The organism is Duganella sp. 1411 (assembly GCF_017833525.1).
GTDB lineage: Bacteria > Pseudomonadota > Gammaproteobacteria > Burkholderiales > Burkholderiaceae_D > Rugamonas.
In genome coordinates this window covers 217,782-243,973 of sequence record NZ_JAFICD010000008.1, presented here as the reverse complement: position 1 = coordinate 243,973, position 26,192 = coordinate 217,782, and the positions used below count along the sequence as shown (strand labels likewise).

Below are 26,192 nucleotides of genomic sequence, written 5' to 3'. Positions count from 1 at the left end.
CGAATGACGCTGCCCGGGGCTGCCCGGCCAAGACAAACCCGTTTTAGCGTACCAGCAGGTGCAGTTTTTCCTTGACGTCCTTGAACTGGTCGGCTTCCGGCAGCGGCGGGATGGTCTTGGTGATCGACGGCCAGTGGCGCGCGAGATCGACGTTGATTTTGATGAACTGCTGCTGGTCGCCGGGCACGTCTTCCTCGGCGAAGATGGCGTTGACCGGGCACTCGGCCACGCACACGGCGCAGTCGATGCACTCGTCCGGATCGATGGCGAGGAAGTTTGGGCCTTGGCGGAAACAATCTACCGGGCAAACATCGACGCAGTCCGTGTAGCGGCAGCTGATGCAAGATTCGGTGACAACGTGGGTCATAACAGTCCTATCAATGTTGGTGTGCAGCGGCGTCGGCGGCGGTTGGATGGCGCGGCTAACCTCAGCAAAGCACTGTATTTTAAGGTAATTCGCTGCTTCTCACAAATTGCGCTTATATACAATACAAATAAGCAAATGCGTTTGTGGACGTCGCGGGCTGGCGCGGCGGCAAGCCAACTGGCATGATGTCGGCTTTGCAGATTTGATTGAGGAAGCCGCATGGCGGACATTAACATCGTTCAGGAACACAACCTTGCGCCGGAGCAGGCCCGCGCGGCGGCGCAGCAGGTGGCCGACAAATTGGCCGAACAATTCGAGCTGGCCTGCCGCTGGGACGGCGACGTGCTGCGTTTCGAGCGCAGCGGCGTCGACGGCACGCTGACCCTGGAGCCGAGCCGGGCGCATCTGCAAATCGCGCTGGGATTCCTGTTCAGCGCGTTCTCGTCGCAGATCGAGGGCAAGGTGGCCGACAAGATGCGCGCCGTGTTCGCGCCGGCCTGAATGTGAAAAAGCCCCGTCAGGGGCTTTTTTTTAACCCGCGGCCCCGACCGGGGTCGTACCCAGTGGGGTACGACCCCTCAGTGGCGGCGCTGGCGTCTCGCCAACGGCAGGCGGGGTTGGGCTTACTTCAGGTCTTCGATCAGGTCGATGTACTGCTGCTTGGCCTCGTCCTGGCTGGTGCCCTTGAGCGCGTCCCAGGCGTCGAACTTGGCGCGCCCGACCATGTCGGTGAAGCCCGGACGCTCGCCGCTGGCGTCACCCACGGAGGCCTGCTTGAACAGCGCGTAGATCTTCAGCAAGGTCATGTTGTCGGGACGTTCCGGCAGGTTCTTCGAGTCCGCCTGGGCTTGTTCAAATTGCTCTTGTAAGCTCATTACATCTCCTTGGTATGGTGGCTGGGTGGGGATGCGCCATCATAACCGGGGCGGGCGCGAAAGCCGCTAGAGGGCTTCCTCAAAAACAGAACGGCGGCCATGGCAGGTCGGGGACCTGGCCATGAGCCGCCGTTTCCGGTGCCCTCGCGGGCACGAACACAGCCCGCGCTTACTTCTTCTTGGTCGGGTTGACAGCCGACTTCAGGGTCGCGCCAGCCGAGAATTTCGGGGTTTTCGACGCAGCGATCTTGATCGCTTCGCCGGTGGCAGGGTTGCGGCCTTTGCGTGCAGCGCGTTTAGCGACGGAGAAGGTGCCGAAGCCGGTGATGCCGACGGTGTCGCCTTTTTTCAGACGCTCGGTCACGATCGCGATCAGAGTGTTCACCGCACCGTTGGCGGCAGCAGCAGACATCTCCGTGCGTTTCGCAAATTCTGCAATCAATTCGCCTTTTTTCATTACTACCTCCTTGGTTATTAGAGCGCGCAGATTAGCATAAATATTGTCAAATGTAATGGTTTCTGTAGGAAGTAGGCCTTACAGTAGTTGCCGCGCCACGCTGCGGCGCAATAAAACCCTTGTATTTAAAGGGCTTACGCGATCCTGACGGCGCCGCACCGGGCGGAAAAAAGGTTTATGATGGAGCGACTAAGGACGTGAACATGAGCTTTTCAGACGAGACACTGATTGCCTACGCCGTCGGCGAACTGGACGACGCGACCCGCCGCGCCGTCGAGGACGCGATGCGGCGCGACAGCAGCATCGCCCGCCGCGTGGCGCGGCTGCGCGCCGCGCGCGACGACGTGTTCGCCGACCAGGCGCCGTCGAACGCGGCGATGCGTTCGCAGCAGGCCAAGGTGGTGCAGCTGGCGGCGGTGCGCGCGCAGCGCGTGGCCACGCAGCAGGCCGCGCGCAAGGCGGTCCGGCGCCATCTGGGCTGGCGCGAGTGGGGCGCGCTGACGGCGATGCTGGTGCTGGGGCTGGCGCTCGGCAAGTTCGGCCTGGCCGCCTGGCAGCCGGCCTGGCTGACCGATCCGGACAAACTGCCGACCACGGTCATCAGCCGCAACGGCATGCTGGTCGCGCAGGGCAAGCTCGACACCGTGTTGACCCAGCAAATGGGCGGCGCCGCGCCGTCCGAGGGCGACGTGCGGGTCGGGCTCAGTTTCCTGTCGAACGAGGGCGGGTATTGCCGCACCTTTACCGTGGTGGGCTTGAGCCAGGATCTGGTGGGCGTGGCCTGCCGCGCCAGCGCGGAGTGGCGGATACCGGTGATGGTGCAGAATGTGCGGCCGTCGGCGCAGACGGCCGCGTACCGGATGGCGGGGACGGAAATGCCGACGGCGGTGCTGGAGGCGATCGACCAGCGCATCGTCGGCGGCATGCTCGATACGCGCGCGGAGCTGGAGGCGTTGCGGCGCAATTGGCAGCGGTAGCGGCCGTTCGCATGGGCCGCTGGCGGCGCTTGGCGGATTACGGCGTGCCGCCTAATCCGCCCTACGTGCCTCCATGGGCACGCGGCCGTGCGTCGACCTCGGAAACACGTAGGGCGGATTAGCGCAGCGTAATCCGCCATGCATGCGCCGCCGACAACGCATGACGCTTGAAAAAAATTAAACGCCCAGCAATTCGACGTCGAAGATCAGCGTCGCGTTCGGCGGAATCACGCCGCCGGCGCCGCGCGCGCCGTAGCCCAGCTCCGACGGAATGATCAGCTGGCGCACGCCGCCGATCTTCATGCCTTGCACGCCTTCGTCCCAGCCGCGGATGACCATGCCGGCGCCCAGCGCGAATTCGAACGGGTCGTTGCGGTCCTTGCTCGAGTCGAATTTGGCGCCCTTGGTGCCGTCGTCGTTGCGCAGCCAGCCGGTGTAGTGGACGGTGACGTTTTGGCCAGCCTTGGCCTCGGCGCCTTCGCCGGCGGTCAGTTCGATGTACTGCAGGCCCGATTCGGTGGTGATGGTGGTCATGGTGTTTCCTTCCCTATACGTTAAAGACAGCCGACAATTGTAGCAGCCCGCTGTGGTTCGGCCGCCGCGCTCGGGCAAGGATAGGAATAATTGTCCGCATTTATCTTGTGACGGCCCCGTTTGCACGTAAAATAAACGTTTAGTCTTTTCAAGCGATTTCTTCATGCTCCGCAGTGTCCGCCGTCTGGTTTTCTCCTGTGTCTGCGCCGCGACCGCCATCGGCAGCGCGCAGGCTAATGTTGTCGTTGTGCTCAACTCGCGTGATGCCACCGTCCAGTTGCTGGACCAGGCCACCTACCAGGACTTGTCCACCTTCCCGGTCGGCAAGGAGCCGCACCACCTGATGGCGACGCCGGATAACAAGTCGCTCATCGTCGCCAGCTCGGTCGGCAACGAACTGATCTTCCTCGATCCGAAGAGCGGCCAGATCCAGCGCACCGTCAAGGACATCCTCGACCCCTACCAGATCGGCTTTTCGCCGGACCAGAAGTGGTTCGTGTCGAACTCGCTGCGCCTGGACCGTGTCGACCTGTACCGCTACGACGGCACCAACATGACCCTGGCCAAGCGCCTGCCGCTGGCCAAGCTGCCCAGCCACATGGCCTTCAACGCGGCCAGCAACATGGTCTTCATCACCCAGCAGGGCAGCGACCAGGTCAGCGCCATCGACCTGACCACGCAGACCATCAAGTGGACCATGCCGGTCGGTAAGCTGCCGGCCGGTATCGCCATGACGCCGGACGACAAATATCTGCTGGTCGGCATCATGGGCAGCGATTACGTCGAGGTGATCGACTGGAAGGCGCAGAAAACCGTCAAGCGCATCAAGACCGGGCAGGGCGCGCACAACTTCCGCTCGGCCGGCGACGGCCGCTACACCTATGTGTCGAACCGGGTTTCCAATTCGATCAACATCATTGATCAGAAGACATTGGAAAACGTCGGCCAGATCAACGTGCCGGGCGGTCCGGACTGCATGGAGGTGACGGCCGACGGCAAGACCATGTGGGTCACCTTGCGCTGGATCAAAAAAGTGGCGGTGATCGACCTGGCCACGCGCAAGCTGATCAAGACGATCCCGGTCGGGCGCTCGCCGCACGGCGTGTTCTTCGTCAACTCCGCCCAGCGCTAATGAGCCGCGCCGCCGTCCTGGCCGCGCTGGCCACCGTGGCGGCGCTGCAGGCCTTGCCGGCCGCCGGCGCCGCGCCCGCGGCCTGCAAGGGCACCATCTACCTGACGTTCGACACCGGCAGCCAGTCGCAGGCCGAGCTGATCGCCGACACCCTCAAGCGCCACAACATCCGCGCCACCTTCTTCCTCGCCAACGAAAAAACCGTGCGCGGCGACTATTCGCTCGATCCGGCGTGGTCGGCGTACTGGAAGGCGCGCGTGGCCGAGGGCCATGCGTTCGGTTCGCACACCTTCGACCATGACGTGCTGCTCAAGGACGGCGCCGACGGCTTCAAGGTCAAGCCCGGCTTCGGCGCCTCCGCCGGCAAGCCGCGCACCTTGACGCCGGCCCAGTATTGCGAAGAAATCAAGCGGGTCGACCGCCGTTTCGCCGAGCTGACCGGCAAGCACCTCGATCCGGTCTGGCGCGCGCCGGCCGGGCGCACCTCGCCCGGCACCCTGGCGGCGGCCCAGGCCTGCGGCTACGCCCACGTCGGCTGGGCGCCGGCCGGCTTCTCCGGCGATGAGCTGTCGAGCGCGGCCTACCCGAATGCGGTATTGTTGCGGAAGTCGCTGCGCGATTTGCGCGACGGCGACATTTTCGTCGCGCACATGGGCATCTGGTCGCGCCAGGACGCGTGGGCGCCGGCCAACCTGGAGCCCCTGATCAGCGGCCTGGAGCAAAAAGGCTTTTGCTTCGCCACGCTGCGCGAGCACCCGGATTACCAAACCATTTTCAAGCATCATCCATGACGCATCCCCTATGATTCATTTTTTTTCTGACTGGCTGGGCCTGGCCCAGGGCTGGTTGTTCGAGACGGTGATCCAGCCGTTGGTGTTCCAGCTCGGCTTTGGCGAATTCATCGAGGAAGCCTTCGAGGGCACCGAATGGCTGCTGATCGGCATACTGGAGCTGACCTTGCTGTTCCTCGTGCTGCGCCCGCTCGAGGCGATGATCCCGGTGCACAAGTTCACCGATCCGCGCGCGCGCTGGAACGATTTCATCTACACGGTGCTGCACCGCATCGGCCTGTTCTCGGTGCTGATCTTCTTCACGCTCGACCCGCTGCTCGACAGCGTGGCGGCGATGCTGCGCTTCGATAACTTCCAGCCGATCAACCTGGAGTCGCTGTGGCCTGGCATCAGCCCGCTGGGCGCCTTCCTGGTGTATTTCGTCGTGCTCGACTTCTTCGACTACTGGTATCACCGCGCCTCCCACCATTTCAACTGGTGGTGGGCGCTGCACGGCCTGCACCACAGCCAGCAGAACATGAACCTGTGGAGCGACAACCGCAACCATCTGCTCGACGACCTGCTGCGCGACGTCTACATGGGCGTGATCGCGCTGGGCATCGGCGTCGAGCCTTCTCAATATGTGATGCTGGTGTCGGTGTCGCGCATCCTGCAAAGCCTGCAGCACGCCAACGTGCGCATCCACTTCGGCCGGGTCGGCGAGTGGCTGCTGGTGTCGCCGCGCTACCACCGCATGCACCACGCGATCGGCGTCGGCCATGAATCGCACGGCCAGGGCACGTTGGGCGGCTGCAATTTCGCCGTGCTGCTGCCGATCTGGGACATCATCTTCCGCACCGCCAATTTCACGCCGCGCTTCGTCGCCACCGGCATCCGCGACCAGTTGCCGCAAACCGGCGCCGACGGCGTCGTCCGGCCGGGCCGGGAATACGGCAAGGGTTTCTTTTCGCAGCACTGGCTGGCGCTCAAGCGCATGGTCGAGTACGCGCGCAAGGATAGCGTCTGATGGCCGGCGGCTTCTCTTCCGTGCTGCGCGCCTGGGGCCGCGCGTTCGGCGCCCAGTGGCACGGCAAGCTGCTGTTGATGAGCGTGGCGCCGTTCCTGCTGGCGGTCGGCGTGTGGGCGGTGCTGCTGTACCTGGGCCTGCAGCCGCTGATCGATTTCGTCCACGCGACGTTCTCGCAATATGGCGTGTTCAGCTACAGCGGTAGCTTGTTGAGCTCGCTCGGACTTGGCGCTTTGAAAACAGTCGTTGTGCCGTTGATAGCGATGCTGCTGTTGCTGCCGCTGATGATCTTGACGGCGCTGATCTTCATCGGCGTCATCGCCATGCCGGTGATCCTGCGCCATATCGGCGGGCGCCACTATCCGCAACTGGAGCAGCGCAACGGCGGCAGCGTGCTCGGCAGCGTCGGCGTGGCGCTGGGCGGCATGGCCGCGTTCATCGGCCTGTGGCTGCTGACCTTGCCGCTGTACGTGTTTCCGCCGCTGGCCGTGTTCGTGCAGGCGCTGCTGTGGGGCTGGCTGACCAGCCGCATGATGGTCTACGACGTGCTGGCCGACTACGCCAGCGCCGACGAGCGCCGCCAATTGCTGGCCGGGCACCGCTGGCCGCTGATCGCCATCGGCGTGGTGTCCGGCGCGGCCGGCGCGCTGCCGGGCGCGATCTGGCTGGGCGGGGTGATGGCGGTGGTATTCTTCCCCTTCCTGGCAGCCGCGTCGATCTGGCTGTATGTGCTGGTGTTTATCTTCACCGCGCTGTGGTTCGCCTATTATTGCCTCGAAGCGCTGGCGCGCATGCGCGCCGCCGAGGCCATGAAGGCCGACCCGGCGCCGGTGGAACTCTGAAGAAAGCGGAACTATCATGGCGATCGGACTCATCATCATCGGCGACGAAATCCTGTCCGGCAGGCGCGTCGACCAGCACTTCCCGAAAGTGGTGCAATTGCTGGCCGCGCGCGGCCTGCAGCTGGCCTGGGCCGAAATCCTGGCCGACGATCCGACGCGCATCACGGCCACGCTCAAGCGCACCTTCGCCAGCGACGACATCGTGTTCTGCTGCGGCGGCATCGGCGCCACGCCGGACGACCACACGCGGCTGGCCGCCGCCAACGCGCTGGGCCTGCCGCTGGTGCTGCACGAAGAGGGCAAGCGCAACATCCAGCAGCGCATCGTGCAGATGGGCCAGGAGGCCGGGCACGAGGTCGACCTGAACTCTGCCGAGAACCTGCACCGCCTCAAGATGGCCGAGTTCGCGCAGGGCGCGGCGCTGATCCCTAATCCGTACAACAACATCGCCGGCTTCGCGCTGCACAAGCATTACTTCGTGCCGGGCTTCCCGGTGATGGCCTGGCCGATGATCGAGTGGGTGCTCGACCACCATTACGCCGACCTGTTCAACCGCGAGCCGCACCTGGAGCAGTCGGTGCTGGTGTACGAGACGGCCGAGTCGGCGCTGACGCCGCTGATGGTCGAGCTCGAGGCGCAATACCCGCGCGTGAAGGTGTTCAGCCTGCCGAGCGTGGGCGACGCCAACACGCGCCGCCACATCGAGCTCGGCGTCAAAGGCGAACCGGCGCAAACACTGGAGGCGTTCCAGCGCATGTGCGAGGAACTGACCAGGCTCGGTGTAGAGTTCAACAACATTTAATGCGCGCCGGTATCGCCTGATAGCACGGCGTCATCGCTTGATAGCGCTTCGATATCGCTTCGGTGGCGCTTCGGTAGCGCTTCGATAATGCGCCCGCGTCACGTAACGGTCACAACCATTGACGGCGTTTTTCCCCTGGGGAGAAACGCCGTTGTTTTTTTGCGAAAAATAAACATCGGTTGCAATATATTGTGCGTCATCACCGGTCACCACAGCGCCGATGTGGTGCAATGGTGACTAGTAGGTTTTACTGAAACAGCTGACCGGTTTGAATCATATGTTAAGCAATCGTCGTTTCCGCCGGCCCCTGGTTCGCGCAGTGCGCAAGTTGCGCGCAGGCGCGGCCGCCTTAGGCTATCGTCGCACCCGGCATCTGCATGTCGTGCCGCCACTCACCCCCGAAGAAACCGAAGCGCATCTGGCGCAGGCGCAGATGGACGCGCCGCCGCCGGACCGCCCGGTCAAGGGCAAGCGCTCGCGCAACGCCTTCATCCTGGTGCTGCTGGTGGGCGCCTCGTTCGCGGTGTACTGGGGCGTGCACGAGAGCCGCACCTCCACCATGCAGGCGCGCGTCTTCACCGACCTGGCCGGCAAGATGACCTACAAGATGCAGGCGGGACCGAGCAATTCGATCCGCTTCCCGCACGACAGCCCGTACGACGAACGGCTCGGCTACGCCAGCCTGCCGGACTATCTCGGCAAGCTGCGCACGCGCGACTACCAGGTCAGCGCGCAGGCCCGTATCTCGCCCAAGATGGCCGAGCTGGCCGACATGGGCATCTTCGCCACGTACCACGAGAAGACCAAGACCGGCCTGACGATCTACGACTGCCGCGCGCAGGAACTGTTCGCGGCCAGCTATCCGGAACGCATCTACAACAAGTTCGAGCAGGCGCCGCTGGCGCTGGTCAACAGCCTGCTGTACATCGAGAACCGCGAGCTGCTCGACAACACCTATCCGAAACGCAATCCGGCCGTCGAGTGGGACCGGCTGGGCAAGGCCGTCATCGAGAAAAGCGTCAGCTCGGTGGCCGGCGGCCATCGCGCGGCCGGCGGCAGCACCTTGGCCACGCAGATCGAGAAATACCGCCACTCGCCGGAAGGGCGCACCGGCTCGATGAAGGACAAGCTGCAACAGATGGTGTCGGCCAGCCTGCGCTCGTACCAGGACGGGCCGGACACGACCAAGGCGCGCCGCCGCATCGTCATCGATTACCTGAACACGGTGCCGCTGTCGGCCAAGCCCGGCTACGGCGAGGTCAACGGCATCGGCGACGGCATGTGGGTGTGGTACGGCCGCGAGTTCGCCGACGTCAACCGCCTGCTGGGCGGCGACCTGGCCAATCCGGACGCCGAGACGGCGCTGGTGTTCAAGGAAGCGCTGAGCCTGATGATCGCGCAGCGCCGCCCCAGCTACTATCTGGGCGACGGCGCCGACGACCTCGAGATCTTGGCCGACAGCCATCTGCGCATCCTGGCGCAGGACGGCGTCATCACGGCGGCGATGCGCGACGTCGCGCTCAAGCAGCCGCTGCATCCGGCCAAGGGCAACGGCCTGCAGGCGGCGCCGGCGATGACCTTCGTCTCGCGCAAGGCCTCGAACGCGATCCGCAACCACCTGGCCAACCTGCTGGGCGACAACCGCATGTACAACCTCGACCGTTTGGACTTGAACGTGGTCAGCACGCTCGACGCCAAGGCGCAGATGGCGGTGACGCAGGTGCTGCGCGACCTGCGCGACCCCGAGCGCGCCGCCGCCGCCGGCCTGACCGGCAAGGGCATGCTGGGCAACGGCGATCCGGCCAACGTCGTGTACAGCTTCACGTTGCTGGAAAAGGGCGAGCAGAACAACATGCTGCGCTTGCAGACCGACAATTACGACCAGCCGCTCGACATCAACGAGGGCGCCAAGCTCGACCTCGGTTCGACGGCCAAGCTGCGCACGCTGGTCACGTACCTGGACATCATCGACCAGCTCAACAAGAAGTATCGCGGCATGAACGCGGAAACCCTGAGCGTGATCCCGGTCGATCCGCAAGACAAGCTGTCGGCGTGGGCGGTCGACTACCTCAAGGCGCACCCGGTCGGCAGCGCCGAGCGCGAACTGACGCCGATGCTCAACGCGGCCATGGAGCGCAAGTATTCCGGCAATCCGGGCGAAGGCTTCTTCACCGGCGGCGGCCTGCATTACTTCGGCAACTTCTCCAAGGAAGACAACGGCAAGATCCTCACCGTGACCGAGGCGCTGCGCCACTCGACCAACCTGGTGTTCGTGCGGCTGATGCGCGACGTCGCCAAGTTCTACATGTTCCAGACGCCGGGCTCGTCGGCCTCGCTGCTGGCCGACGCCGACGATCCGCGCCGCGCCGGCTACCTGGCGCGCTTCGCCGACAAGGAGGGCAAGGAGTTCCTGACGCGCTTCTACGCCAAGTACAAGGGCAAGCCGGCGGCCGATGTCGACAAGATACTGCTGGCCAACATCCGCAGCACGCCGACGCGGCTGGCGGTGATCCACCGCACCGTCTATCCGGCGGCGACGATGAAGCAGTTTGGCGACTTCCTGCATGACAACCTGCCATCGCAGAACGAGGTGACCGAGGAGCGCGTCGAAAAGCTGTACGACCAGTACGCGATCGACAAGTGGTCGCTGGCCGACCGCGGCTACCTGGCCAGCGTGCACCCGCTGGAGCTGTGGATGGCCGCGTACATGCGCGTGCATCCGGGTGCCACCTTGTCGCAGATGACCGCCGCCAGCGAGAAGGAACGCCAGGAAGTGTATCAATGGCTGTTCAAGACCCACCGCAAGCACGCGCAGGACCGCCGTATCGCCGGCCTGATCGAGGTCGAAGGGTTCATGGAAATCCACAAGCAGTGGAAGAAGATGGGCTATCCGTTCGAGTCGCTGGTGCCGTCGTACGCGACGACCCTGGGCGCCTCGGCCGACCGGCCGGCGGCGCTGGCCGAGATGATGGGCATTATCGTCAACGGCGGTGTGCGCAAGAGCACGCAGCGGATCTCGTCGCTGCACTTCGCCAAGGGCACGCCGTACGAGACGGTGGTGACCAAGGCCAAGCCGACCTCCAACGAGCAGGTGCTGTCGCCGGAGGTGGCGCGCGTGGTGGCCGACGCGATACGCGGCGTGGTGTCGGACGGCACGGCCAAGCGGGCGCGCATGGCGTTCGTCAAGTCGGACGGCACGGTGCTGCCGGTCGGCGGCAAGACCGGCACCGGCGACCAGCGCTTCGACGTGTATGGCGGCGGCGGACGCTTGATCGAATCGCGCTATGTGAACCGGTCGGCGACGTTCGTGTTCAATATCGGCGAGCGCTTCTTCGGCAGCATGACGGCGTATGTGCACGGGCCGGAATCGAAGCATTACGACTTCACCAGCGCGTTGCCGGTGCAGTTGCTGGTGGTGCTGGCGCCCAGCCTGATGCCGCTGATCGAGCCCAATCCGGTGGCCAAGCCGGGGGCGGTGCCGCCGCCGGTGGTGGTCAAGGCGGGCGGGGTGCCGGATACCGTGGTGACGGCTCCGCTCCAGGCTTGCGGCGGTTGATTTTCAACCCGCACGGCGATCCGCAGGGGACTCGGCGTCCCCGTCGTACCCGGTCGGGTACGACCCCGGTTGGCCTTGCGGGTTAAGGCGCCGCCAATCCACCCGCGCCCGTATTCCCCTTGCATAATTGCTCATTTGTTGGCATGGTATGAGCCCATGAAACCAATGCGCCACCACATGTCCAAAATCCTCAAGTTCACGCAATTCTCGCTGCGGGACTTGTTCGTCGCCTCCGCCCCCACCATCGCGCTGATCGTCGGCGTCTGCCTGCTGGCCTACTGGCTGGTCGATCCGGCCCCGCCGCGCAGCGTGCGCCTGGCCACCGGCCAGGAAAACAGCGCCTACGAGGAATTCGGCAAGAAATACGCTGCCGCCTTGGCCAAGCACGGCGTCAAGGTCACCTTGGTGCCATCGGCCGGCTCCGGCGAGAACCTGCGCCGCCTGCGCGCCGGCGAAGTCGACATCGCCTTCGTCCAAAGCGGCTCGACCAATGAGGAGGCGGCCGAGCGCGAAGGCCTGTCCTCGCTGGGCAGCCTGTTCGTCGAGCCGCTGTGGCTGTTTCTGCGAGAAACCAAGGGCCAGCCGCCGATCACCCAGCTCAGCCAGTTGAAGGGCAAGAAGATCAACTTCGGCCCCAAAGGCGCCGGCGCGCCGCGCCTGTTCCGCCAGGTGCTGTCATTGAACGGCCTGGAGAAGGAAGACGTCGAACGCTTTTCGCTGGCCAACACGCCGGCCACGGTGGAGCTGCTGGAAGGCCGCATCGACGGCCTGGTGTTCACCTCGGCACCGGAAGCGCCGCTGATCCAGATGCTGCTGCAAACCCCCGGCATCAAGCTGTTCAACTTCAGCCAGGCCGAGGCCTACGCGCGCAAGCTGCCGTTCCTCACGCACGTGGTGCTGCCGCAGGGGATCGTCGACCTGGGGCGCGATATTCCTTCCGAGAATTACAACCTGATCGCGCCGACCGCCACGCTGGTGGCGCGCGACGATCTGCATCCGGCGCTGGTGGATTTGTTCGTGCAGGCGGCCAGCGGCATTCATAACGGCGCCGGCTGGTTCCAGCAGCAGGGGCAATTCCCGTCGGCCAAGTACACCGAGATCCCGGTCGACGCCGAGGCGGCCAAGTTCTACAAGAACGGCCCGCCGCTGCTGCAGCGCTATATGACGTTCTGGCTGGCCAATTTCTTCGACCGCATGTGGGTGGTGGTGCTGGCGCTGAGCGCGCTGGTGATACCGCTGTCGCGCATCATTCCGCCGTTGTACGTGTGGCGCATCCGTTCGCGCGTGTACCGCTGGTATGGACAGCTGCGCACGGTCGAGCAGCAGGTCGAGAGCGCGCCGGAGGCGACGCGCATGCAGGTGTACGAGGCGCAGCTCAAGCGGCTCGACGAGATCGAGGAGCTGGTCAACCAGATTTCGATTCCGCTGTCGTTCGCCGACGGCCTGTATGGTTTGCGCAGCCACATCCAGTTCGTGCGCAAGCGGATCCAGTTCTTGATGGAGGAGGGGGCGCCGGCCGCCGCGCAGGCGGTGCCGGTTTAACCCGAGGCCACGGCCGGGTCGTACCCCGTGCGGGGTACGACCCCACGACCGGTGACGGCGGCGGTTCGAAGCGCGTCGCGGGTGTGAGGGTATGAATTACGCGCCGGTCCACGGCAGGCCGGCCTTGCACCAGCCGCCGAGGTTCCTGCGGTGGTGCTGCTCGTCCTTGTCGCCCTCGAAGCCTTCGAGGATGTCGTAGCAGTGCTGATAGCCGTGCTCGGTGGCCAGCTTGGCCGCACCACGCGAGCGCACGCCCGAGCGGCACAGGAACAATATCACCTGGTCCTTGCGTGCCACCGAGTTCAATTGCTCGATAAATTCATGGTTGGCGATGCCGCCCGGATACAGGCTCCACTGGACCGCACCATGTTGGGCTTCCGGAATGGCCACCCGGCCCACCCAGTCGCGCTCGGCGTTGGTGCGCACATCCACCAGTTTGACCGCGTTGTCCGTGCTTAACAGCTCGTAGGCCTCCTGCGGCGTCACCGCGCCGGCATACGGCCAGTCCTTGCTACGCCCGCGGGCGAGGGCCAGAATCTCGTCTATTTTGCTCATGGCATATCCCTCCAAATAAGATTGAGTTTATTATAGGCGTCCTGTGCACGTCGGAGACAATGGCGCACCAAAGCCGTGCAATTTTCCGGCGAAAGCGGAAATTGCACGAAATTGGTGCGGTTTGAGAATATTGCACCACCATGGTGCCGCATTGATCTGCCGTAAATAGTGGCAGCTTGGCTGGCCCGCCGGTTTTAGTCTCTTTTGGCGGCGAGTTCCAAGACGCTATGAACATATGGTGATGAGTTTCGGGCTGGCATGGATACTGCTTATAACGAGCGCACCAGTTATACACATTCCTTTAGGAGATACGCATGGCAATGACAGCCGCAGAAGTCTTGAAAATGGTCCAGGAAAACGAAGTCAAATTCGTTGATTTCCGTTTCGCCGATACCCGTGGCAAAGAACAGCACGTCACCGTGCCCGTGTCGCACTTCGACATGGACAAGTTTGAATCGGGTCACGCATTCGACGGTTCCTCGATCGCCGGCTGGAAGGGCATTGAAGCATCGGACATGATTCTGCTGCCAGATCCAAACACCGCGAACATCGATCCGTTCATGGAAGAGACCACGCTGTTCATGCAGTGCGACGTCATCGAACCGTCGGACGGCAAGGGCTACGACCGCGACCCGCGTTCGATCGCCAAGCGCGCCGAAGCGTACCTGAAATCGTCGGGCATGGGCGACACCGCCTACTTCGGCCCTGAGCCGGAATTCTTCATCTTCGACAGCGTGCGCTGGAAGATCGACATGTCCGGCTGCTTCGTCAAGATCGACTCCGACGAAGCGTCGTGGAGCACCGACAAGGAAATCGAAGGCGGCAACAGCGGCCACCGTCCGACCGTCAAGGGCGGCTACTTCCCGGTTCCTCCGGTCGACAGCTTCCAGGACATGCGTTCGGAAATGTGCCTGATCCTCGAATCGCTGGGCATCCCGGTCGAAGTGCACCACCACGAAGTGGCCGGCGCCGGCCAGAACGAAATCGGCACCAAGTTCTCGACCCTGGTCGAGCGCGCCGACTGGACCCAGAACCTGAAATACGTGGTCTGGAACGTCGCCCACAGCTACGGCAAGACCGCCACCTTCATGCCAAAACCTATCGTTGGCGACAACGGTTCGGGCATGCACGTGCACCAGTCGATCTGGAAGGACGGCGTCAACCTGTTCGCCGGCGACGGCTATGCCGGCCTGTCGGAAACGGCGCTGTACTACATCGGCGGCATCATCAAGCACGCCAAGGCGCTGAACGCGATCACCAACCCGGGCACCAACTCGTACAAGCGTCTGGTTCCAGGCTTCGAAGCGCCGGTCAAGCTGGCCTACTCGGCCCGTAACCGTTCGGCTTCGATCCGTATTCCACACGTGGCCAATCCAAAAGGCCGCCGTATCGAAACCCGTTTCCCGGACCCACTGGCGAACGTGTACCTGTGCTTCGCCGCGCTGCTGATGGCCGGCCTGGACGGTATCGCCAACAAGATCCACCCGGGCGAAGCGGCATCGAAAGACCTGTACCACCTGCCGCCTGAGGAAGACGCGCTGATCCCGACCGTCTGCTCGTCGCTGGAAGAAGCGCTCGACGCGCTGAACAAAGACCGTGAGTTCCTGACCCGTGGCGGCGTGTTCAGCGATTCGATGATCGACGCTTACATCGAACTGAAAATGCAGGACGTCCAGCGCATGCGCATGACGACCCACCCTGCCGAGTTCGACATGTACTACTCGCTGTAATCGCAACGCATCGGCTGGCCGATGCTTGTGGTGAAGCAAAAAACGCGGGGGGAGCCATGGCTTTCCCCGCGTTTTTGTTTGGATGTTGTATATTCAGGATGGAGCGTTCCACCCATGGATTAAGAATGACAACGAGTTTGAAACGATGCGGTTTAGCCAACGTTGGCGCGGCGCTGGCTTTGGCGCTGGCCGCCGCCGGCGCCGCGCGGGCGCAGGGCGTCATCTATAAATGCACCCCGCCCAACGGCAGCACCGAATACACCGACGTGTATCGCGGCAATTACTGCAAGGCGATGGACTTGCCGGGCCTGGCGATACCGGCGCCGCCGAAGCGGCAGGGCGCGCCGGCGCGCGCAGGCGGCACGGCTGCGACGCCGGCCGCGCCGGCCGCCACGCCGGGCGACTTCCCCCGCGTCGACGGCGCCGAGCAGCGCGCCCGCGACGCCGACCGCCGCGCGATACTGGAAGACGAACTGAAAAACGAAACGCAGAAGCTGGCCGAGTTGCGCAAGGAGTTCAACGGCGGCGAGCCGGAACGGCGCGGCGACGAACGCAACTACGCCAAGTACCAGGAGCGAGTGGCCGCCATGCGTGACAGCATCAGCCGCTCGGAAAAGAATGTCGACGCCCTGAAACGAGAGATCGCGAATATCAAATGAAACACGACTTGAAATCGAGCCCGCTATGAGCCTGGTCAGCAATATCGCCGCCCGCGCGGTGGCCGCCATGAACCGCCCGCCGGCGCTGGCCGGCCTTGAACTGCTGGCCTCGGCCGTGGTGCTGCTCGACGCCCAGGGCCACATCGCCTACGCCAACGCGGCGGCCGAGAACCTGTTGGAAAGTTCCCTGAAGGCGCTGTCGCGCCAAAAGCTGACGGCGCAATTCCTCAACCCCGACGAGCTCGATCACATCTGCGCCCAGGCGCGCGAGCACAAGTTCTCCGACCTGCGCCAGGACTTGACCCTGGAGCGGGCCGGGCGCGACCCGCTGCACGTGCACAGCATCGTCTCGGCGCTCGACGAGCCGCCCGACCACATCCTGATCGAATTGCGCGAGCACCTGCAGCACCTCAAGCTCGACCGCGAGGAGCGCATCCTCGACCAGAGCCAGGTCAACAAGGAACTGATCCGCAACCTGGCGCACGAGATCAAGAACCCGCTGGGCGGCATCCGCGGCGCCGCCCAGCTGCTGGAGATGGAGCTGCCGGCGCTGCACGCGGTGCAGCTGCGCGAATACACGCAGGTCATCATCAAGGAGGCCGACCGCCTGCAAACCCTGGTCGACCGGCTGCTGGCGCCGCACCGGCGGCCGCACATCGTCGGCGACGTCAACATCCACGAGGTGCTCGAGCGCGTGCGCAGCCTGATGCTGGCCGAGTTCCCGTCCGGCCTGACGATCCTGCGCGACTACGACGCCTCGATCCCCGAGTTCCGCGGCGACAAGGAGCAGCTGATCCAGACGGTGCTCAACATCGCCCACAACGCCGCGCAAGCGCTCGCTTCGCAAATCGAGGCGGGCGCCGCGCAGATCATTTTGAAGACCCGCGTGGCGCGCCAGGTGACCCTGGCCAAGGTCCGCTACGGGCTGGCATTAGACTTGCATATCATTGACAATGGACCGGGTATCGCACCCCAGATCCGCGACCGTATTTTCTACCCGCTGGTGTCGGGCCGGGAGGGCGGCAGCGGTTTGGGCCTGACGCTGGCGCAGACTTTTGTGCAGCAGCACATGGGCGTGATCGAGTGCGAGAGCCGGCCTGGATATACGGATTTCCGTATCCTGCTGCCGTTGCCATAAGCCGAGGCAAGCAGGGGCGGGTACCGAGTCCCTTGATTGACGATCCATATTGCGGGATAACACAAACACATGAAGCCAATCTGGATAGTAGACGACGACGAATCGATCCGCTGGGTACTGGAAAAAGCGCTGGCACGGGAAAACCTGGCCACCAAGAGTTTTGCCAACGCGCGCGACGCCATCGCCGCGCTGGAGTTCGAGACGCCGCAGGTGCTGGTGTCCGACATCCGCATGCCGGGCGACTCCGGCCTCGACCTGCTGCAACTGGTGAAGTCGCGCTTCCCCGGGCTGCCGGTCATTATCATCACCGCCTTCTCGGACCTGGACTCGGCCGTGGCCGCGTTCCAGGGCGGCGCCTTCGAATACCTGGCCAAGCCGTTCGACATCGACAAGGCCGTCGAGCTGATCCGCCGTGCGCTCGACGAGAGCCTGCGCGAGACCAGCGTCGAATCGGGGCCGTCGGAGACGCCCGAGATCCTCGGCCAGGCGCCGGCGATGCAGGAAGTGTTCCGCGCCATCGGCCGCCTGTCGCAATCGAACGTGACGGTGCTGATCACCGGCGAATCGGGCTCGGGCAAGGAGCTGGTGGCGCGCGCGCTGCACAAGCACAGCCCGCGCGCGCAGCAGCCGTTCATCGCGCTCAACACGGCGGCGATCCCCAAGGACCTGCTCGAATCGGAACTGTTCGGCCATGAGCGCGGCGCCTTCACCGGCGCGCAAACGACGCGGCGCGGCCGCTTCGAGCAGGCCGAGAACGGCACCTTGTTCCTCGACGAGATCGGCGACATGCCGTTCGACCTGCAGACGCGGCTGTTGCGGGTGCTGTCGGACGGCCACTTCTACCGAGTCGGCGGGCACCAGCCGCTCAAGGCCAACGTGCGGGTGATCACCGCGACGCACCAAAATCTGGAGCAGCGCGTGCGCGAAGGCCTGTTCCGCGAAGACTTGTACCACCGCCTCAACGTCATCCGGCTGCGTTTGCCCAGTTTGAGGGAGCGGCGCGAGGACATCCCTATTTTGGTGCGCCACTTCCTGGTGCAAAGCGCCAAGCAGCTGGGCGTGGAAGCCAAGCGCATGAGCGACGCCACCTTGCAATTCCTCAGCGGCCTGGACCTGCCGGGCAATGTGCGCCAGCTGGAAAACCTGTGCAACTGGATCACGGTCATGGCGCCGGGGCAGACGGTGGAAGTGAAGGACTTGCCGCTGGAGCTGACGCAGGAGCAGGGCGGCGGCGCGGGCGCGGGCGCGGGCGCCGGCGCCGGCCTGTCGGCCCCGGCCGAGAGCTACGGCGCGATCCAGCACCACGGCACGGTGGTGCCGGTGGCGACGCCGGAGGCGGGCGGCGCGCACGCGCTGCCGGGATCGCCGGACGCCTGGCTGGGACTGTTGGAAGCGCAGGCCGCGGCCATGCTCAGCGGCGGCCAGCAGGAGGTGATGGCGGTGCTGGGGCGGCAATTCGAATCGGCGCTGATCCGCACGGCGCTCAAGCACACGCACGGGCGCAAGAACGACGCCGCCGTACGGCTGGGCATCGGCCGCAACACCATCACGCGCAAGATCGCCGAGCTCGGCATCGACGGCGCGAAGGACGACTAAGCCATAACTCCGGGGTCAGGTCCACCATTTCTACACGAGCGGGTCCGTGGCAGCCACTAGCGCCGGGTTCGTGTAGAAATGGTGGACCTGACCCCGTCTTAATGTAAGCTCTTGGCTGACGAGGCCAGGGGCTTTTTTTTATGGAATACACGTATGTTGATTAATTGTGTGGCCTATCAGGACGGCCAGAAGCTGGACGACATTCCAGTCGAGGAAATCAGCGACTACATCGAGCGGCCCGAGACGTTCGTCTGGGTCGCCTTGCGCGACGCCAAGCCCGACGAGCTGGCCGTGATGAAGGAGGAATTCGGCCTGCACGAGCTGGCCGTCGAGGACGCCAGCCGGGGCCACCAGCGGCCCAAGATCGAGGAGTACGGCGATTCGCTGTTCGTGGTGGTCAAGACCATCGAATGCCGCGACGGCGAGGTCGCCGTCGGCGAGGTCGACATCTTCGTCGGCCAGGACTACATCCTGTCGTCGCGCGACGGCGAGACCCAGCAGGGCTTCCTCGGCGTGCGCGCGCGCGCCGAGAAGGAGCCGCACATGCTGCGCCTGGGCCCGGCGTTCGTGCTGTACGCGCTGATGGACGCGGTGGTCGACCGCTACTTCCCCGTGCTCGACATGCTGGAGACGGAACTGGAAAAAATCGAGGAGCTCATCTTCAGCCGCGGCAAGCAGCGCGACAACATCGAGCGCCTGTATGAGCTCAAAAGCAAGGTCACCACCGTGCGCCACGTGGTGGTGCCGCTGATGGAGGCGGTCGGCCGCCTGCACGGCGGCCGGGTGCCGTCGATGTGCCAGGACACCCAGGAATACTTCCGCGACGTGCACGACCATCTGCACCGCATCAGCGCCTCGCTCGACACCATCCGCGACACCATCGCCACCGCGATCCAGGTCAACCTGTCGATGACGGCGATCGAGGAGAGCGAAGTGAACAAGCGGCTGGCGGCGTGGGCGGCGATCTTCGCGATCTGCACCGCGTTCGCCGGCGTGTGGGGCATGAACTTCAAGTTCATGCCCGAGCTCGAGTGGAAGTACGGCTATCCGTTCGCGCTGACGGTGATGGTCTCGGTGTGCCTGTATCTGTACCGGCGCTTCAAAAAGGCCGGCTGGCTGTAACGAAAACCAGGACGAAAAAAAACCACCCCAGTGGCGCAGGCCGCGGGGTGGTTTTTTTGTTACGACTTCAGCTTAGAAGTTGTAGGTGGCGCGCAGGTACAGGGTGCGGCCGGTTGGGTCCGTGTAGCGTGGATCGTAGCCAGCCTGGAAGGCGGTGGTCTGGTACGACAGCGGCGGATCGCGGTCGAACAGGTTGCGCACGCCGGCGGTCAGGGTCAGGCCCTTGATCGCTTCCCACGAACCGTAGCCGTCGAACGTGGTGTACGAGGCGACGTGGTTGGTCGGATCCTGGTCGATGTAGCCGGACTTGTAGTGCGCCGACAGGCCGGCGCCGAACTTGCCTTCGCTCCAGTTCACGTTGACCGTGTTCTGCCAGCGGAAGACCACGGCGTCACCCGAGTATTCGCCCAGGCGGTTGCGCATCGTGTCGCCGACGAAGTTCTGGTACTCGTACTTGTGCACCCAGGTGCCGCTGTACGAGAAGTTGAACAGGCCGTAGTCCTTGGTGCGCAGCTTGTAGGCCGCCGACAGGTCGACACCGTTGGTGTTCATGTCGCCCAGGTTCTGCGTGCGCAGGTCCAGGTAGCCGCAGGTGATCGGGTTCGGGCACTGCGAACCGTCCACCGCCAGGTCGCCCGACGGATTGCGGTGGTAGTACGGCGCGAAGGTGACCGGGTCGCTCAGCACGTCGTTGTCCTGCAGGTTGTTGATCTGCTGGGTCAGGCGGATCGACCAGTAGTCGGCCGACAGCGACAGGTTGTTGACGGGCTCCCACACCAGACCGACGGTGCCGGTTTTCGAGCGCTCCGGGTTCAGGTGCTGGTTACCACCGTTGAGCACCTGGAACTGCTGGCCGCAGTTGGCCGCCGCCGATTTGCCGGGGATCGGATTGCCGCCCGGGCAGTTGATCGGATCGTCCATGGTGTTGGCGGCGTTGGTGTACGAGTTCGCCGCGTTGATCTCATACAGCGACGGCGCGCGGAAGCCCTTCGAGTACGAACCGCGCATCAGCAGCGAGGTCAGCGGACGGTAGACGAACGAGAACTTCGGATTGGTGGTGTGGCCGAAGTCGCTGTATTTGTCGTAACGGAAGGCGGCGGTCAGGTCCAGGTTCTTCAGCAACGGCACGTTCAGCTCGGAGTAGAAGGCCGACACGCTGCGCGAGCCTTCGTTCAGGGTCAGCGGATCGATACCGGTCGAGGCGATCACCTTTTCCGCGAACGGGGTGTTGGCCGCGCTGCGGAATTCCTGGTGCTCGTACTGCGCGCCGACCGCCAGGCCGGCCTGGTGGGTGGTGTTGAACCAGTCGCCCACTTCGCGGCTGAACTTGACGTCGGCGCCTTTGCTGAGGCCGCGCGCGTTCATGATGTTGCCGCTCAGGGCTGCGCTGTTGAGCAGCGCCGTGCCGGCCGCGCTCTGGTCGCCGAAGACGTTGATCACGCCGTCGCGTACGCCTTGCGAGATGATGCCGCCGTCGCTGTAGCCGTACAGGTTTTCCTTGACCTTGTTCATGTTGTACGACAGCGCGGTCTCGTAGTCCCAGCCGGCCACGACGCCTTTGAGGCTCACCACCAGGCGTTCCTGGCGGTTGATGTTTTCGTCGGCGCGCGAGCCGTTCGGCAGATCGCGCCAGCGGGCGTGCACGAAGCCGGGCTGTACGCCCGGCGTGATCGAACCGCCGATGTCCATGAAGTTCGGGTCCAGCGCGATGCTGTTGGGCACGCCGCCGTTGCCGGGGTAGTAAGGGTTGGGGGTGCCGTCCGGACGGTTGCGGTTGATGTACAGGCCGCCGTATGGGACCGGGGCGATCGCGCTTTGCACCTTGCTCTGGGTGGTCAGGTATTCCACGCCCAGCTCATGGTTGTCGGTCAGCTTGAAGGTGCCGCGGATCAGGCCCGTGGTGCGCTCGCTCTTCGGAACGTAGTTGACGAAGGACGAGGTGGTCATCTGGCAGGCGCCGTTGCTGCCTGGGATGAGGTTCGGGCTGCTGGAGCAGCCGGGACCGGCCGGATTGCCGCTGGCGTCGGCCTGGTAGTAGTTGGCCGGGCTGGTCGATGCCGACAGGCCGCCCGCGTAGCGCTTGTTGTAGTCGCGCTGGGTGCCGCCGATGGCGTTTTGCCCCTGGTGGTCGACCATCGCGAAGATGTTGTAGCGGTCCTGCTCGAGGTCGCCGAAGCCGTAGCCGAGGTTGGCGTTGCGGCCGGTGCCGCCGTCCTTGCGCGGGCTGTCCACGCCGACGGTGGCGGTGCCGCCTTGCCAGTCTTTTTTGGTGATGAAGTTGATCACGCCGCCGACCGCGTCGGAGCCGTACAGCGACGAGGCGCCGTCGCGCAGCACCTCGACGCGCTCGAGCGCGGCGAAGGGGATCATGTTCAGGTCGGGCGCCGAGCTGTCGAAGGCGTTGTTGGCCAGGCGGCGGCCGTTGAGCAGGATCAGGGTCTTGTTGGCGCCGATGCCGCGCATGTCGGCGAACGAGGCGCCGCCGGTGCCGGAGCCGACCACCTGGCTGGTGCCCTGGGTCGACTGCGAGACGCTCAGATTGGCCAGCACCTGTTCAACGGTGGTGATGCCTTCTTTTTTCAGGTCGGCCATCTTCACGACGGTCACTGGTACGGCGGTCTCGGCGTCGATACGCTTGATTGCCGAACCGGTAATTTCCACGCGCTGGATCGGCGCGTCTGCTGCTTGTTGAGCGATTGCCGGTTGTGCCAGCACGAACGCGGCGCCGCCGGCAAACATCAGCCGCAGCGAACGCGAAATAACGGTTTCCATCATCATTGCTTCAACTCCTAAGAGATCTTGTTGTTTCTTTATCATTAAACGACCCGGGCTGAATAATCCATGGGTAAATTATTCAGGGTTGCCATAAGACCACCCGGAGGGCGCACGGGTCAATTGTGCCTCTGTAACAAGTCTGACATAAACAACACTTCCTACGGTTTTTACATAAAAAAGCCCGTTTTTTACACAAAAATACAAAGTTTTTGGAACGTTATGGCAATTTCGTGCTAGAGCTCGATAAAAGTTAAACCGTGTTCATCCGTACGAACGACGGTACAATCGAAAACCTGTCCATTTGGGGGGATGCGATGAGTGACGAGTTGCCGCCGGGGCCCTTGTGCGGTAGCGCCCACGGCCGCGCGCCGGCCGAGGCGGCGCTGCGCGCGATCACGGCCTCGACCTCGCGGGCGCGCGGCGACGATTTCCTGCGCCTCATGGTGCGCGAGCTGGCCGCGGCGCTCGATGTGCGCTACGTCATCGCCGGCCGCCTGATCGCCATGGCCGACGGCCACCAGGGCATCCGCACGCTGGCGCTGTGGGGCGGCGGCGACTATCTGCCGAATCTCGAATACAGCCTGCTGCACACGCCATGCCAGGACGTGACCGACCAGAGCATGTGCTTCCACGCCAGCGGCATCCAGGCCGATTACCCGCGCGACACGCTGCTGGTCGACATGGGCGCCGAAAGCTATATCGGCATGCCGATGATCGATACCGAGGGCAACACGCTGGGCATCCTGTCGGCCATCGACACGCGCGCCATCTCCGACGACAAGCGCCTGCTGGCGCTGTCGCTGCTGTCGATCTTCGCCACGCGCTGCGCGGCCGAGCTGCAGCACCAGGAGCGCGAGCGGCTGCTCGAGCACACGGTGCAACAGCGCAGCGAGGCGCTGCTGGCGGCGCAGGCGATCCTGGTCGAGCAGGAGAAGATGGCCGCGCTCGGCGCGCTGGTGGCCGGCGTGGCGCACGAGGTCAACACACCGATCGGCGTGGCGGTGACGGCGTCGTCAAGCCTGAGTTCGTATGCGGAGGAACTGGTCAAATGCGTCAGCGGCGAGCGCGTCAGCCGCTCGGCGCTGGTGGCCACGGCGCAGCGGCTGCGCGAAGCGGCGCTGCTGGTCGAGCGCAACCTGGCGCGCGCCGCCGATCTGATCGGCGACTTCAAGCAGCTGGCGGTCGACCAGGGCAGCACCCGTGTGGTCGAGCTGGGGTTGCGCGACCACGTGCTCAGCGTGGTCTCGGCGCACGGTCCGGAGCTGCGCAAGGTCGGCCTGCGGGTCGGCGTCGACATCGGCGCCGACCTGCGCGTGCGGCTGGACGCCGGGCGCTGGTCGCAGGTGCTGTCGAACCTGCTGATGAACGCCGCCAGGCACGGCTATCCGAACGGCGGCCCCGGCGCCATCGTCCTGACCGGGCGCGACGTGGTCGAGGCGGGCGCGCGCTGGTTGCTGCTGGAGTTCGCCGACGACGGCGTCGGCCTGACGGCGGAGGCGCGCGAGCGGCTGTTCGAACCGTTTTTCACCACCAAGCGCGGGCAGGGCGGATCCGGCTTGGGCATGCATATCGTCTACACGATCGTGCACCAGATGGGCGGGCAGGTGGCGGTGTCGCCGGATGCGCCGGGGTGCCGCATCCATATCCGGCTGCCGGTGGGGGTGGGGGCGTAAGCACCCGCCAACCCGCGCGGCCACCCGGGGTCGTACCCAACCGGGTACGACCCCATCGCGGTGCCGCCCGCGCTTGCTTAAAGCGAGCCGGGTTTGGCCGCGTCAGGGTTGGGCCGCATTATCGGCCGCCATCGACAGCGCCACCGCCTCGGCCACCTTGATGCCGTCCACGCCCGCCGACAGGATGCCGCCGGCGTAACCGGCGCCCTCGCCGGCCGGGAACAGGCCGCGCGTGTTGAGGCTTTGCAGCGTGTCGTCGCGGCGCTTGATGCGGATCGGCGACGAGGTGCGCGTCTCCAGCCCGGTCAGCACGGCGTCGTGCTTGAAGTAGCCGCGCACCTGCTTGTCGAACGCCGGGAAGGCTTCGCGCAGCGCCGTCACGGCGAACTCCGGCAGGATTTGCGCCAGGTCGGTCAGGTGCACGCCCGGCTTGTACGACGGTACCACGGCGCCGAATTCGGTCGAGGCGCGGCCGGCGACGAAGTCGCCCATCAACTGGCCCGGGGCGTTGTAGGTGCCGCCGCCCAATTCAAACGCTTTTTCCTCCAGCCGGCGCTGGAATTCGATGCCGGCCAGCGGGTGGCCCGGATAGTCGACCTCCGGCGAAATGCTCACCACGATGGCGCTGTTGGCGTTGCGCTCGTTGCGCGAGTACTGGCTCATGCCGTTGGTGACCACGCGCCCCGGTTCGGACGCGGCCGCCACCACCGTGCCGCCCGGGCACATGCAGAAGCTGTAGACGGCGCGGCCGTTGGAGGCGTGGTGCACCAGCTTGTAGTCGGCCGCGCCGAGGATCGGATGGCCGGCGTTGGGGCCGAAGCGGCAGGTGTCGATCAGCGATTGCGGATGCTCGACCCGGAAGCCGATCGAGAACGGCTTGGCCTCGATGTACACGCCGCGCTCGTACAGCATCTCGAAGGTGTCGCGCGCGCTGTGGCCGATCGCCAGCACCACGTGGTTGGTGGCGATCTTCTCGCCGCTCTCGAGGGTCAGGCCGCGCACCTGGCCGCCGTCGCCGGGGTTGTCGCCCAGCGGTTCGATCTCGATGTCGACCACCTTGTTGCCGAAACGGTATTCGCCGCCCATGGCCTCGATGTTGGCGCGCATCTGCTCGACCATCTTGACCAGCCGGAAGGTGCCAATGTGCGGCTTGCTGACGTAGATGATCTCCTCCGGCGCGCCGGCCTTGACGAACTCGGTGAGGACCTTGCGGCCGTAGTGTTTCGGGTCCTTGATCTGGCTGTAGAGCTTGCCGTCCGAGAAGGTGCCGGCGCCGCCTTCGCCGAACTGCACGTTCGACTCCGGGTTCAGCTCGCGCTTGCGCCAGAAGCCGAAGGTGTCGACGGTGCGCTCGCGCACCTGCTTGCCGCGCTCGAGGATGATGGGCCGCAGCCCCATCTGCGCCAGGATCAGCGCCGCGAACAGGCCGCACGGCCCGGTGCCGATGACCACCGGGCGCGGGTTGCGGTCGTGGCCGGCCAGTTGCTCGCCGGCGGCGACATATTTATACGACGTGTCCGGCGACGGCATCAGATGGGCGTCGTGCTTGAGGCGCTTGAGCAGTGCGGCCTCGTCCTTGACGTCGACGTCGAGCGAGTAGATCAGCACGATCGCGGTTTTCTTGCGCGCGTCGTAACTGCGTTTGAACACGGTAAAGCCGAGCAGGGCGTCGGCCGGGATGTCGAGGCGCGCCAGGATGGCGGCCGGCAGTTCTTGTTCGGTGTGGTTGAGCGGGAGCTTGACTTCGTTTAAACGCAGCATGATCGATTCCTCGGCGGGCGCTGTCTAGGCGCCATGGTCGGCGGTCCGGCGCGGGCGTGGCCCGGGGCCCGGCCCGTGTAAGCCCGTATTTTACCAATATTGCCGGCCGGATGCAGCTTGCGGGGGCCGCTGCGCCTGTTGAAATGCGGCCGATCGCGCTTGTGGGAAATATAAAACGCCGCGAGCCCGCTTATAGAATATTAAGTTCAGGGAGCGGCCGCCGCGGCGCGCGCCGTTAAGGCCGCCGGCGGCCGCCGCGATTATATGGCGCGGCCCGCCGATAGCGCGCTGGATAATATCGC

22 protein-coding genes are annotated in these 26,192 nt (G+C 64.7%); 15 read left to right on the top strand and 7 right to left on the bottom strand.

Annotation, left to right across the window (positions count from 1 at the left end):
* Positions 1–43 precede the first annotated feature (43 nt).
* Positions 44–367 (bottom strand): ferredoxin FdxA, encoded by a 324-nt coding sequence (gene fdxA, locus JOD97_RS29110; RefSeq protein WP_209726264.1) that lies wholly within the window; start codon positions 365–367, stop codon positions 44–46.
* 219 nt (positions 368–586) lie between these two features.
* Here fdxA and JOD97_RS29105 point away from each other — a divergent pair, with 219 nt between their 5' ends.
* On the top strand, positions 587–868 hold the full coding sequence (locus tag JOD97_RS29105; protein ID WP_209726262.1) for a polyhydroxyalkanoic acid system family protein: 282 nt from the start codon (positions 587–589) through the stop codon (positions 866–868).
* Between the two features lie 122 nt (positions 869–990).
* Here the strand turns inward: JOD97_RS29105 and JOD97_RS29100 are convergent, their stop codons facing one another.
* Positions 991–1,242: an acyl-CoA-binding protein gene (locus JOD97_RS29100; protein WP_209726260.1), complete on the bottom strand. Its 252-nt coding sequence runs from the start codon at positions 1,240–1,242 to the stop codon at positions 991–993.
* Positions 1,243–1,411: 169 nt separating this feature from the next.
* The gene (locus JOD97_RS29095; protein WP_090316135.1) at positions 1,412–1,699 is read right to left on the bottom strand and encodes an HU family DNA-binding protein; all 288 of its coding nucleotides are present in this window, start codon (positions 1,697–1,699) and stop codon (positions 1,412–1,414) included.
* 203 nt (positions 1,700–1,902) lie between these two features.
* Between JOD97_RS29095 and JOD97_RS29090 the strand changes: the two genes are divergently transcribed.
* The gene (locus JOD97_RS29090) at positions 1,903–2,676 is read left to right on the top strand and encodes a hypothetical protein (protein ID WP_209726258.1); all 774 of its coding nucleotides are present in this window, start codon (positions 1,903–1,905) and stop codon (positions 2,674–2,676) included.
* Between the two features lie 177 nt (positions 2,677–2,853).
* On the opposite strand, the gene JOD97_RS29085 is transcribed toward JOD97_RS29090, so the two are convergent.
* The gene (locus JOD97_RS29085) at positions 2,854–3,210 is read right to left on the bottom strand and encodes an FKBP-type peptidyl-prolyl cis-trans isomerase (protein WP_209726256.1); all 357 of its coding nucleotides are present in this window, start codon (positions 3,208–3,210) and stop codon (positions 2,854–2,856) included.
* 163 nt (positions 3,211–3,373) lie between these two features.
* On the opposite strand from JOD97_RS29085, the gene JOD97_RS29080 reads away from it, so the two are divergent.
* The 7 genes from JOD97_RS29080 (at position 3,374) to JOD97_RS29050 (ending at position 12,881) form a co-directional block, all read left to right on the top strand.
* The gene (locus JOD97_RS29080; protein WP_209726254.1) at positions 3,374–4,342 is read left to right on the top strand and encodes a cytochrome D1 domain-containing protein; all 969 of its coding nucleotides are present in this window, start codon (positions 3,374–3,376) and stop codon (positions 4,340–4,342) included.
* Complete coding sequence (locus tag JOD97_RS29075; RefSeq protein WP_209726252.1) at positions 4,342–5,133, top strand: polysaccharide deacetylase family protein; 792 nt, start codon at positions 4,342–4,344, stop codon at positions 5,131–5,133. Before JOD97_RS29080 ends, JOD97_RS29075 begins: the two co-directional genes overlap by 1 nt.
* Positions 5,134–5,143: 10 nt before the next feature.
* Entirely contained in the window at positions 5,144–6,139 is a 996-nt protein-coding gene (locus JOD97_RS29070; RefSeq protein WP_209726251.1) for a sterol desaturase family protein, read from the top strand.
* Positions 6,139–6,981 carry an EI24 domain-containing protein gene (locus JOD97_RS29065; protein WP_209726248.1) on the top strand — a complete coding sequence of 281 codons (843 nt, stop codon included), beginning with the start codon at positions 6,139–6,141 and terminating at the stop codon, positions 6,979–6,981. Before JOD97_RS29070 ends, JOD97_RS29065 begins: the two co-directional genes overlap by 1 nt.
* Before the next feature lie 16 nt (positions 6,982–6,997).
* Positions 6,998–7,783 carry a molybdopterin-binding protein gene (locus JOD97_RS29060; RefSeq protein WP_209726246.1) on the top strand — a complete coding sequence of 262 codons (786 nt, stop codon included), beginning with the start codon at positions 6,998–7,000 and terminating at the stop codon, positions 7,781–7,783.
* Positions 7,784–8,216: 433 nt separating this feature from the next.
* Positions 8,217–11,339 carry a transglycosylase domain-containing protein gene (locus JOD97_RS29055; protein WP_209726331.1) on the top strand — a complete coding sequence of 1,041 codons (3,123 nt, stop codon included), beginning with the start codon at positions 8,217–8,219 and terminating at the stop codon, positions 11,337–11,339.
* Between the two features lie 177 nt (positions 11,340–11,516).
* The gene (locus JOD97_RS29050; RefSeq protein ID WP_209726244.1) at positions 11,517–12,881 is read left to right on the top strand and encodes a TAXI family TRAP transporter solute-binding subunit; all 1,365 of its coding nucleotides are present in this window, start codon (positions 11,517–11,519) and stop codon (positions 12,879–12,881) included.
* Positions 12,882–12,977: 96 nt separating this feature from the next.
* Here JOD97_RS29050 and JOD97_RS29045 read toward each other — a convergent pair whose 3' ends face one another.
* Complete coding sequence (locus JOD97_RS29045; RefSeq protein WP_209726242.1) at positions 12,978–13,436, bottom strand: rhodanese-like domain-containing protein; 459 nt, start codon at positions 13,434–13,436, stop codon at positions 12,978–12,980.
* Positions 13,437–13,750: 314 nt separating this feature from the next.
* On the opposite strand from JOD97_RS29045, the gene glnA reads away from it, so the two are divergent.
* The 5 genes from glnA to corA all read left to right on the top strand — a co-directional run bounded on the left by glnA (position 13,751) and on the right by corA (position 19,681).
* Positions 13,751–15,166, top strand: a complete 1,416-nt coding sequence (glnA, locus tag JOD97_RS29040) for a type I glutamate--ammonia ligase (protein WP_209726240.1) — start codon at positions 13,751–13,753, stop codon at positions 15,164–15,166.
* A gap of 125 nt (positions 15,167–15,291) precedes the next feature.
* Positions 15,292–15,825, top strand: coding sequence for a DUF4124 domain-containing protein (locus JOD97_RS29035; RefSeq protein WP_209726238.1), 534 nt, complete (start codon positions 15,292–15,294; stop codon positions 15,823–15,825).
* 25 nt (positions 15,826–15,850) lie between these two features.
* Positions 15,851–16,963 carry a nitrogen regulation protein NR(II) gene (gene glnL, locus JOD97_RS29030; RefSeq protein ID WP_209726236.1) on the top strand — a complete coding sequence of 371 codons (1,113 nt, stop codon included), beginning with the start codon at positions 15,851–15,853 and terminating at the stop codon, positions 16,961–16,963.
* 69 nt (positions 16,964–17,032) lie between these two features.
* Positions 17,033–18,559, top strand: coding sequence for a nitrogen regulation protein NR(I) (gene ntrC / locus JOD97_RS29025; RefSeq protein WP_209726234.1), 1,527 nt, complete (start codon positions 17,033–17,035; stop codon positions 18,557–18,559).
* A 153-nt stretch (positions 18,560–18,712) separates the two neighbouring features.
* Complete coding sequence (gene corA, locus JOD97_RS29020) at positions 18,713–19,681, top strand: magnesium/cobalt transporter CorA (RefSeq protein WP_209726231.1); 969 nt, start codon at positions 18,713–18,715, stop codon at positions 19,679–19,681.
* 72 nt (positions 19,682–19,753) lie between these two features.
* On the opposite strand, the gene JOD97_RS33040 is transcribed toward corA, so the two are convergent.
* Positions 19,754–22,459 carry a TonB-dependent receptor gene (locus JOD97_RS33040; RefSeq protein WP_209726229.1) on the bottom strand — a complete coding sequence of 902 codons (2,706 nt, stop codon included), beginning with the start codon at positions 22,457–22,459 and terminating at the stop codon, positions 19,754–19,756.
* 311 nt (positions 22,460–22,770) lie between these two features.
* On the opposite strand from JOD97_RS33040, the gene JOD97_RS29010 reads away from it, so the two are divergent.
* The gene (locus JOD97_RS29010; protein WP_209726227.1) at positions 22,771–24,129 is read left to right on the top strand and encodes a sensor histidine kinase; all 1,359 of its coding nucleotides are present in this window, start codon (positions 22,771–22,773) and stop codon (positions 24,127–24,129) included.
* A gap of 102 nt (positions 24,130–24,231) precedes the next feature.
* Here JOD97_RS29010 and JOD97_RS29005 read toward each other — a convergent pair whose 3' ends face one another.
* Positions 24,232–25,890, bottom strand: coding sequence for an NAD(P)/FAD-dependent oxidoreductase (locus tag JOD97_RS29005; protein ID WP_209726225.1), 1,659 nt, complete (start codon positions 25,888–25,890; stop codon positions 24,232–24,234).
* Positions 25,891–26,192: the final 302 nt, after the last annotated feature.

Coding starts and splice junctions, on each gene's coding strand:
- fdxA (WP_209726264.1), bottom strand. CDS start 367: ATGACCCACGTTGTCACCGAATCTTGCATCAGCTGCCGCTACACGGAC.
- JOD97_RS29105 (WP_209726262.1), top strand. CDS start 587: ATGGCGGACATTAACATCGTTCAGGAACACAACCTTGCGCCGGAGCAG.
- JOD97_RS29100 (WP_209726260.1), bottom strand. CDS start 1,242: ATGAGCTTACAAGAGCAATTTGAACAAGCCCAGGCGGACTCGAAGAAC.
- JOD97_RS29095 (WP_090316135.1), bottom strand. CDS start 1,699: ATGAAAAAAGGCGAATTGATTGCAGAATTTGCGAAACGCACGGAGATG.
- JOD97_RS29090 (WP_209726258.1), top strand. CDS start 1,903: ATGAGCTTTTCAGACGAGACACTGATTGCCTACGCCGTCGGCGAACTG.
- JOD97_RS29085 (WP_209726256.1), bottom strand. CDS start 3,210: ATGACCACCATCACCACCGAATCGGGCCTGCAGTACATCGAACTGACC.
- JOD97_RS29080 (WP_209726254.1), top strand. CDS start 3,374: ATGCTCCGCAGTGTCCGCCGTCTGGTTTTCTCCTGTGTCTGCGCCGCG.
- JOD97_RS29075 (WP_209726252.1), top strand. CDS start 4,342: ATGAGCCGCGCCGCCGTCCTGGCCGCGCTGGCCACCGTGGCGGCGCTG.
- JOD97_RS29070 (WP_209726251.1), top strand. CDS start 5,144: ATGATTCATTTTTTTTCTGACTGGCTGGGCCTGGCCCAGGGCTGGTTG.
- JOD97_RS29065 (WP_209726248.1), top strand. CDS start 6,139: ATGGCCGGCGGCTTCTCTTCCGTGCTGCGCGCCTGGGGCCGCGCGTTC.
- JOD97_RS29060 (WP_209726246.1), top strand. CDS start 6,998: ATGGCGATCGGACTCATCATCATCGGCGACGAAATCCTGTCCGGCAGG.
- JOD97_RS29055 (WP_209726331.1), top strand. CDS start 8,217: ATGGACGCGCCGCCGCCGGACCGCCCGGTCAAGGGCAAGCGCTCGCGC.
- JOD97_RS29050 (WP_209726244.1), top strand. CDS start 11,517: ATGTCCAAAATCCTCAAGTTCACGCAATTCTCGCTGCGGGACTTGTTC.
- JOD97_RS29045 (WP_209726242.1), bottom strand. CDS start 13,436: ATGAGCAAAATAGACGAGATTCTGGCCCTCGCCCGCGGGCGTAGCAAG.
- glnA (WP_209726240.1), top strand. CDS start 13,751: ATGGCAATGACAGCCGCAGAAGTCTTGAAAATGGTCCAGGAAAACGAA.
- JOD97_RS29035 (WP_209726238.1), top strand. CDS start 15,292: ATGACAACGAGTTTGAAACGATGCGGTTTAGCCAACGTTGGCGCGGCG.
- glnL (WP_209726236.1), top strand. CDS start 15,851: ATGAGCCTGGTCAGCAATATCGCCGCCCGCGCGGTGGCCGCCATGAAC.
- ntrC (WP_209726234.1), top strand. CDS start 17,033: ATGAAGCCAATCTGGATAGTAGACGACGACGAATCGATCCGCTGGGTA.
- corA (WP_209726231.1), top strand. CDS start 18,713: ATGTTGATTAATTGTGTGGCCTATCAGGACGGCCAGAAGCTGGACGAC.
- JOD97_RS33040 (WP_209726229.1), bottom strand. CDS start 22,459: ATGATGATGGAAACCGTTATTTCGCGTTCGCTGCGGCTGATGTTTGCC.
- JOD97_RS29010 (WP_209726227.1), top strand. CDS start 22,771: ATGAGTGACGAGTTGCCGCCGGGGCCCTTGTGCGGTAGCGCCCACGGC.
- JOD97_RS29005 (WP_209726225.1), bottom strand. CDS start 25,890: ATGCTGCGTTTAAACGAAGTCAAGCTCCCGCTCAACCACACCGAACAA.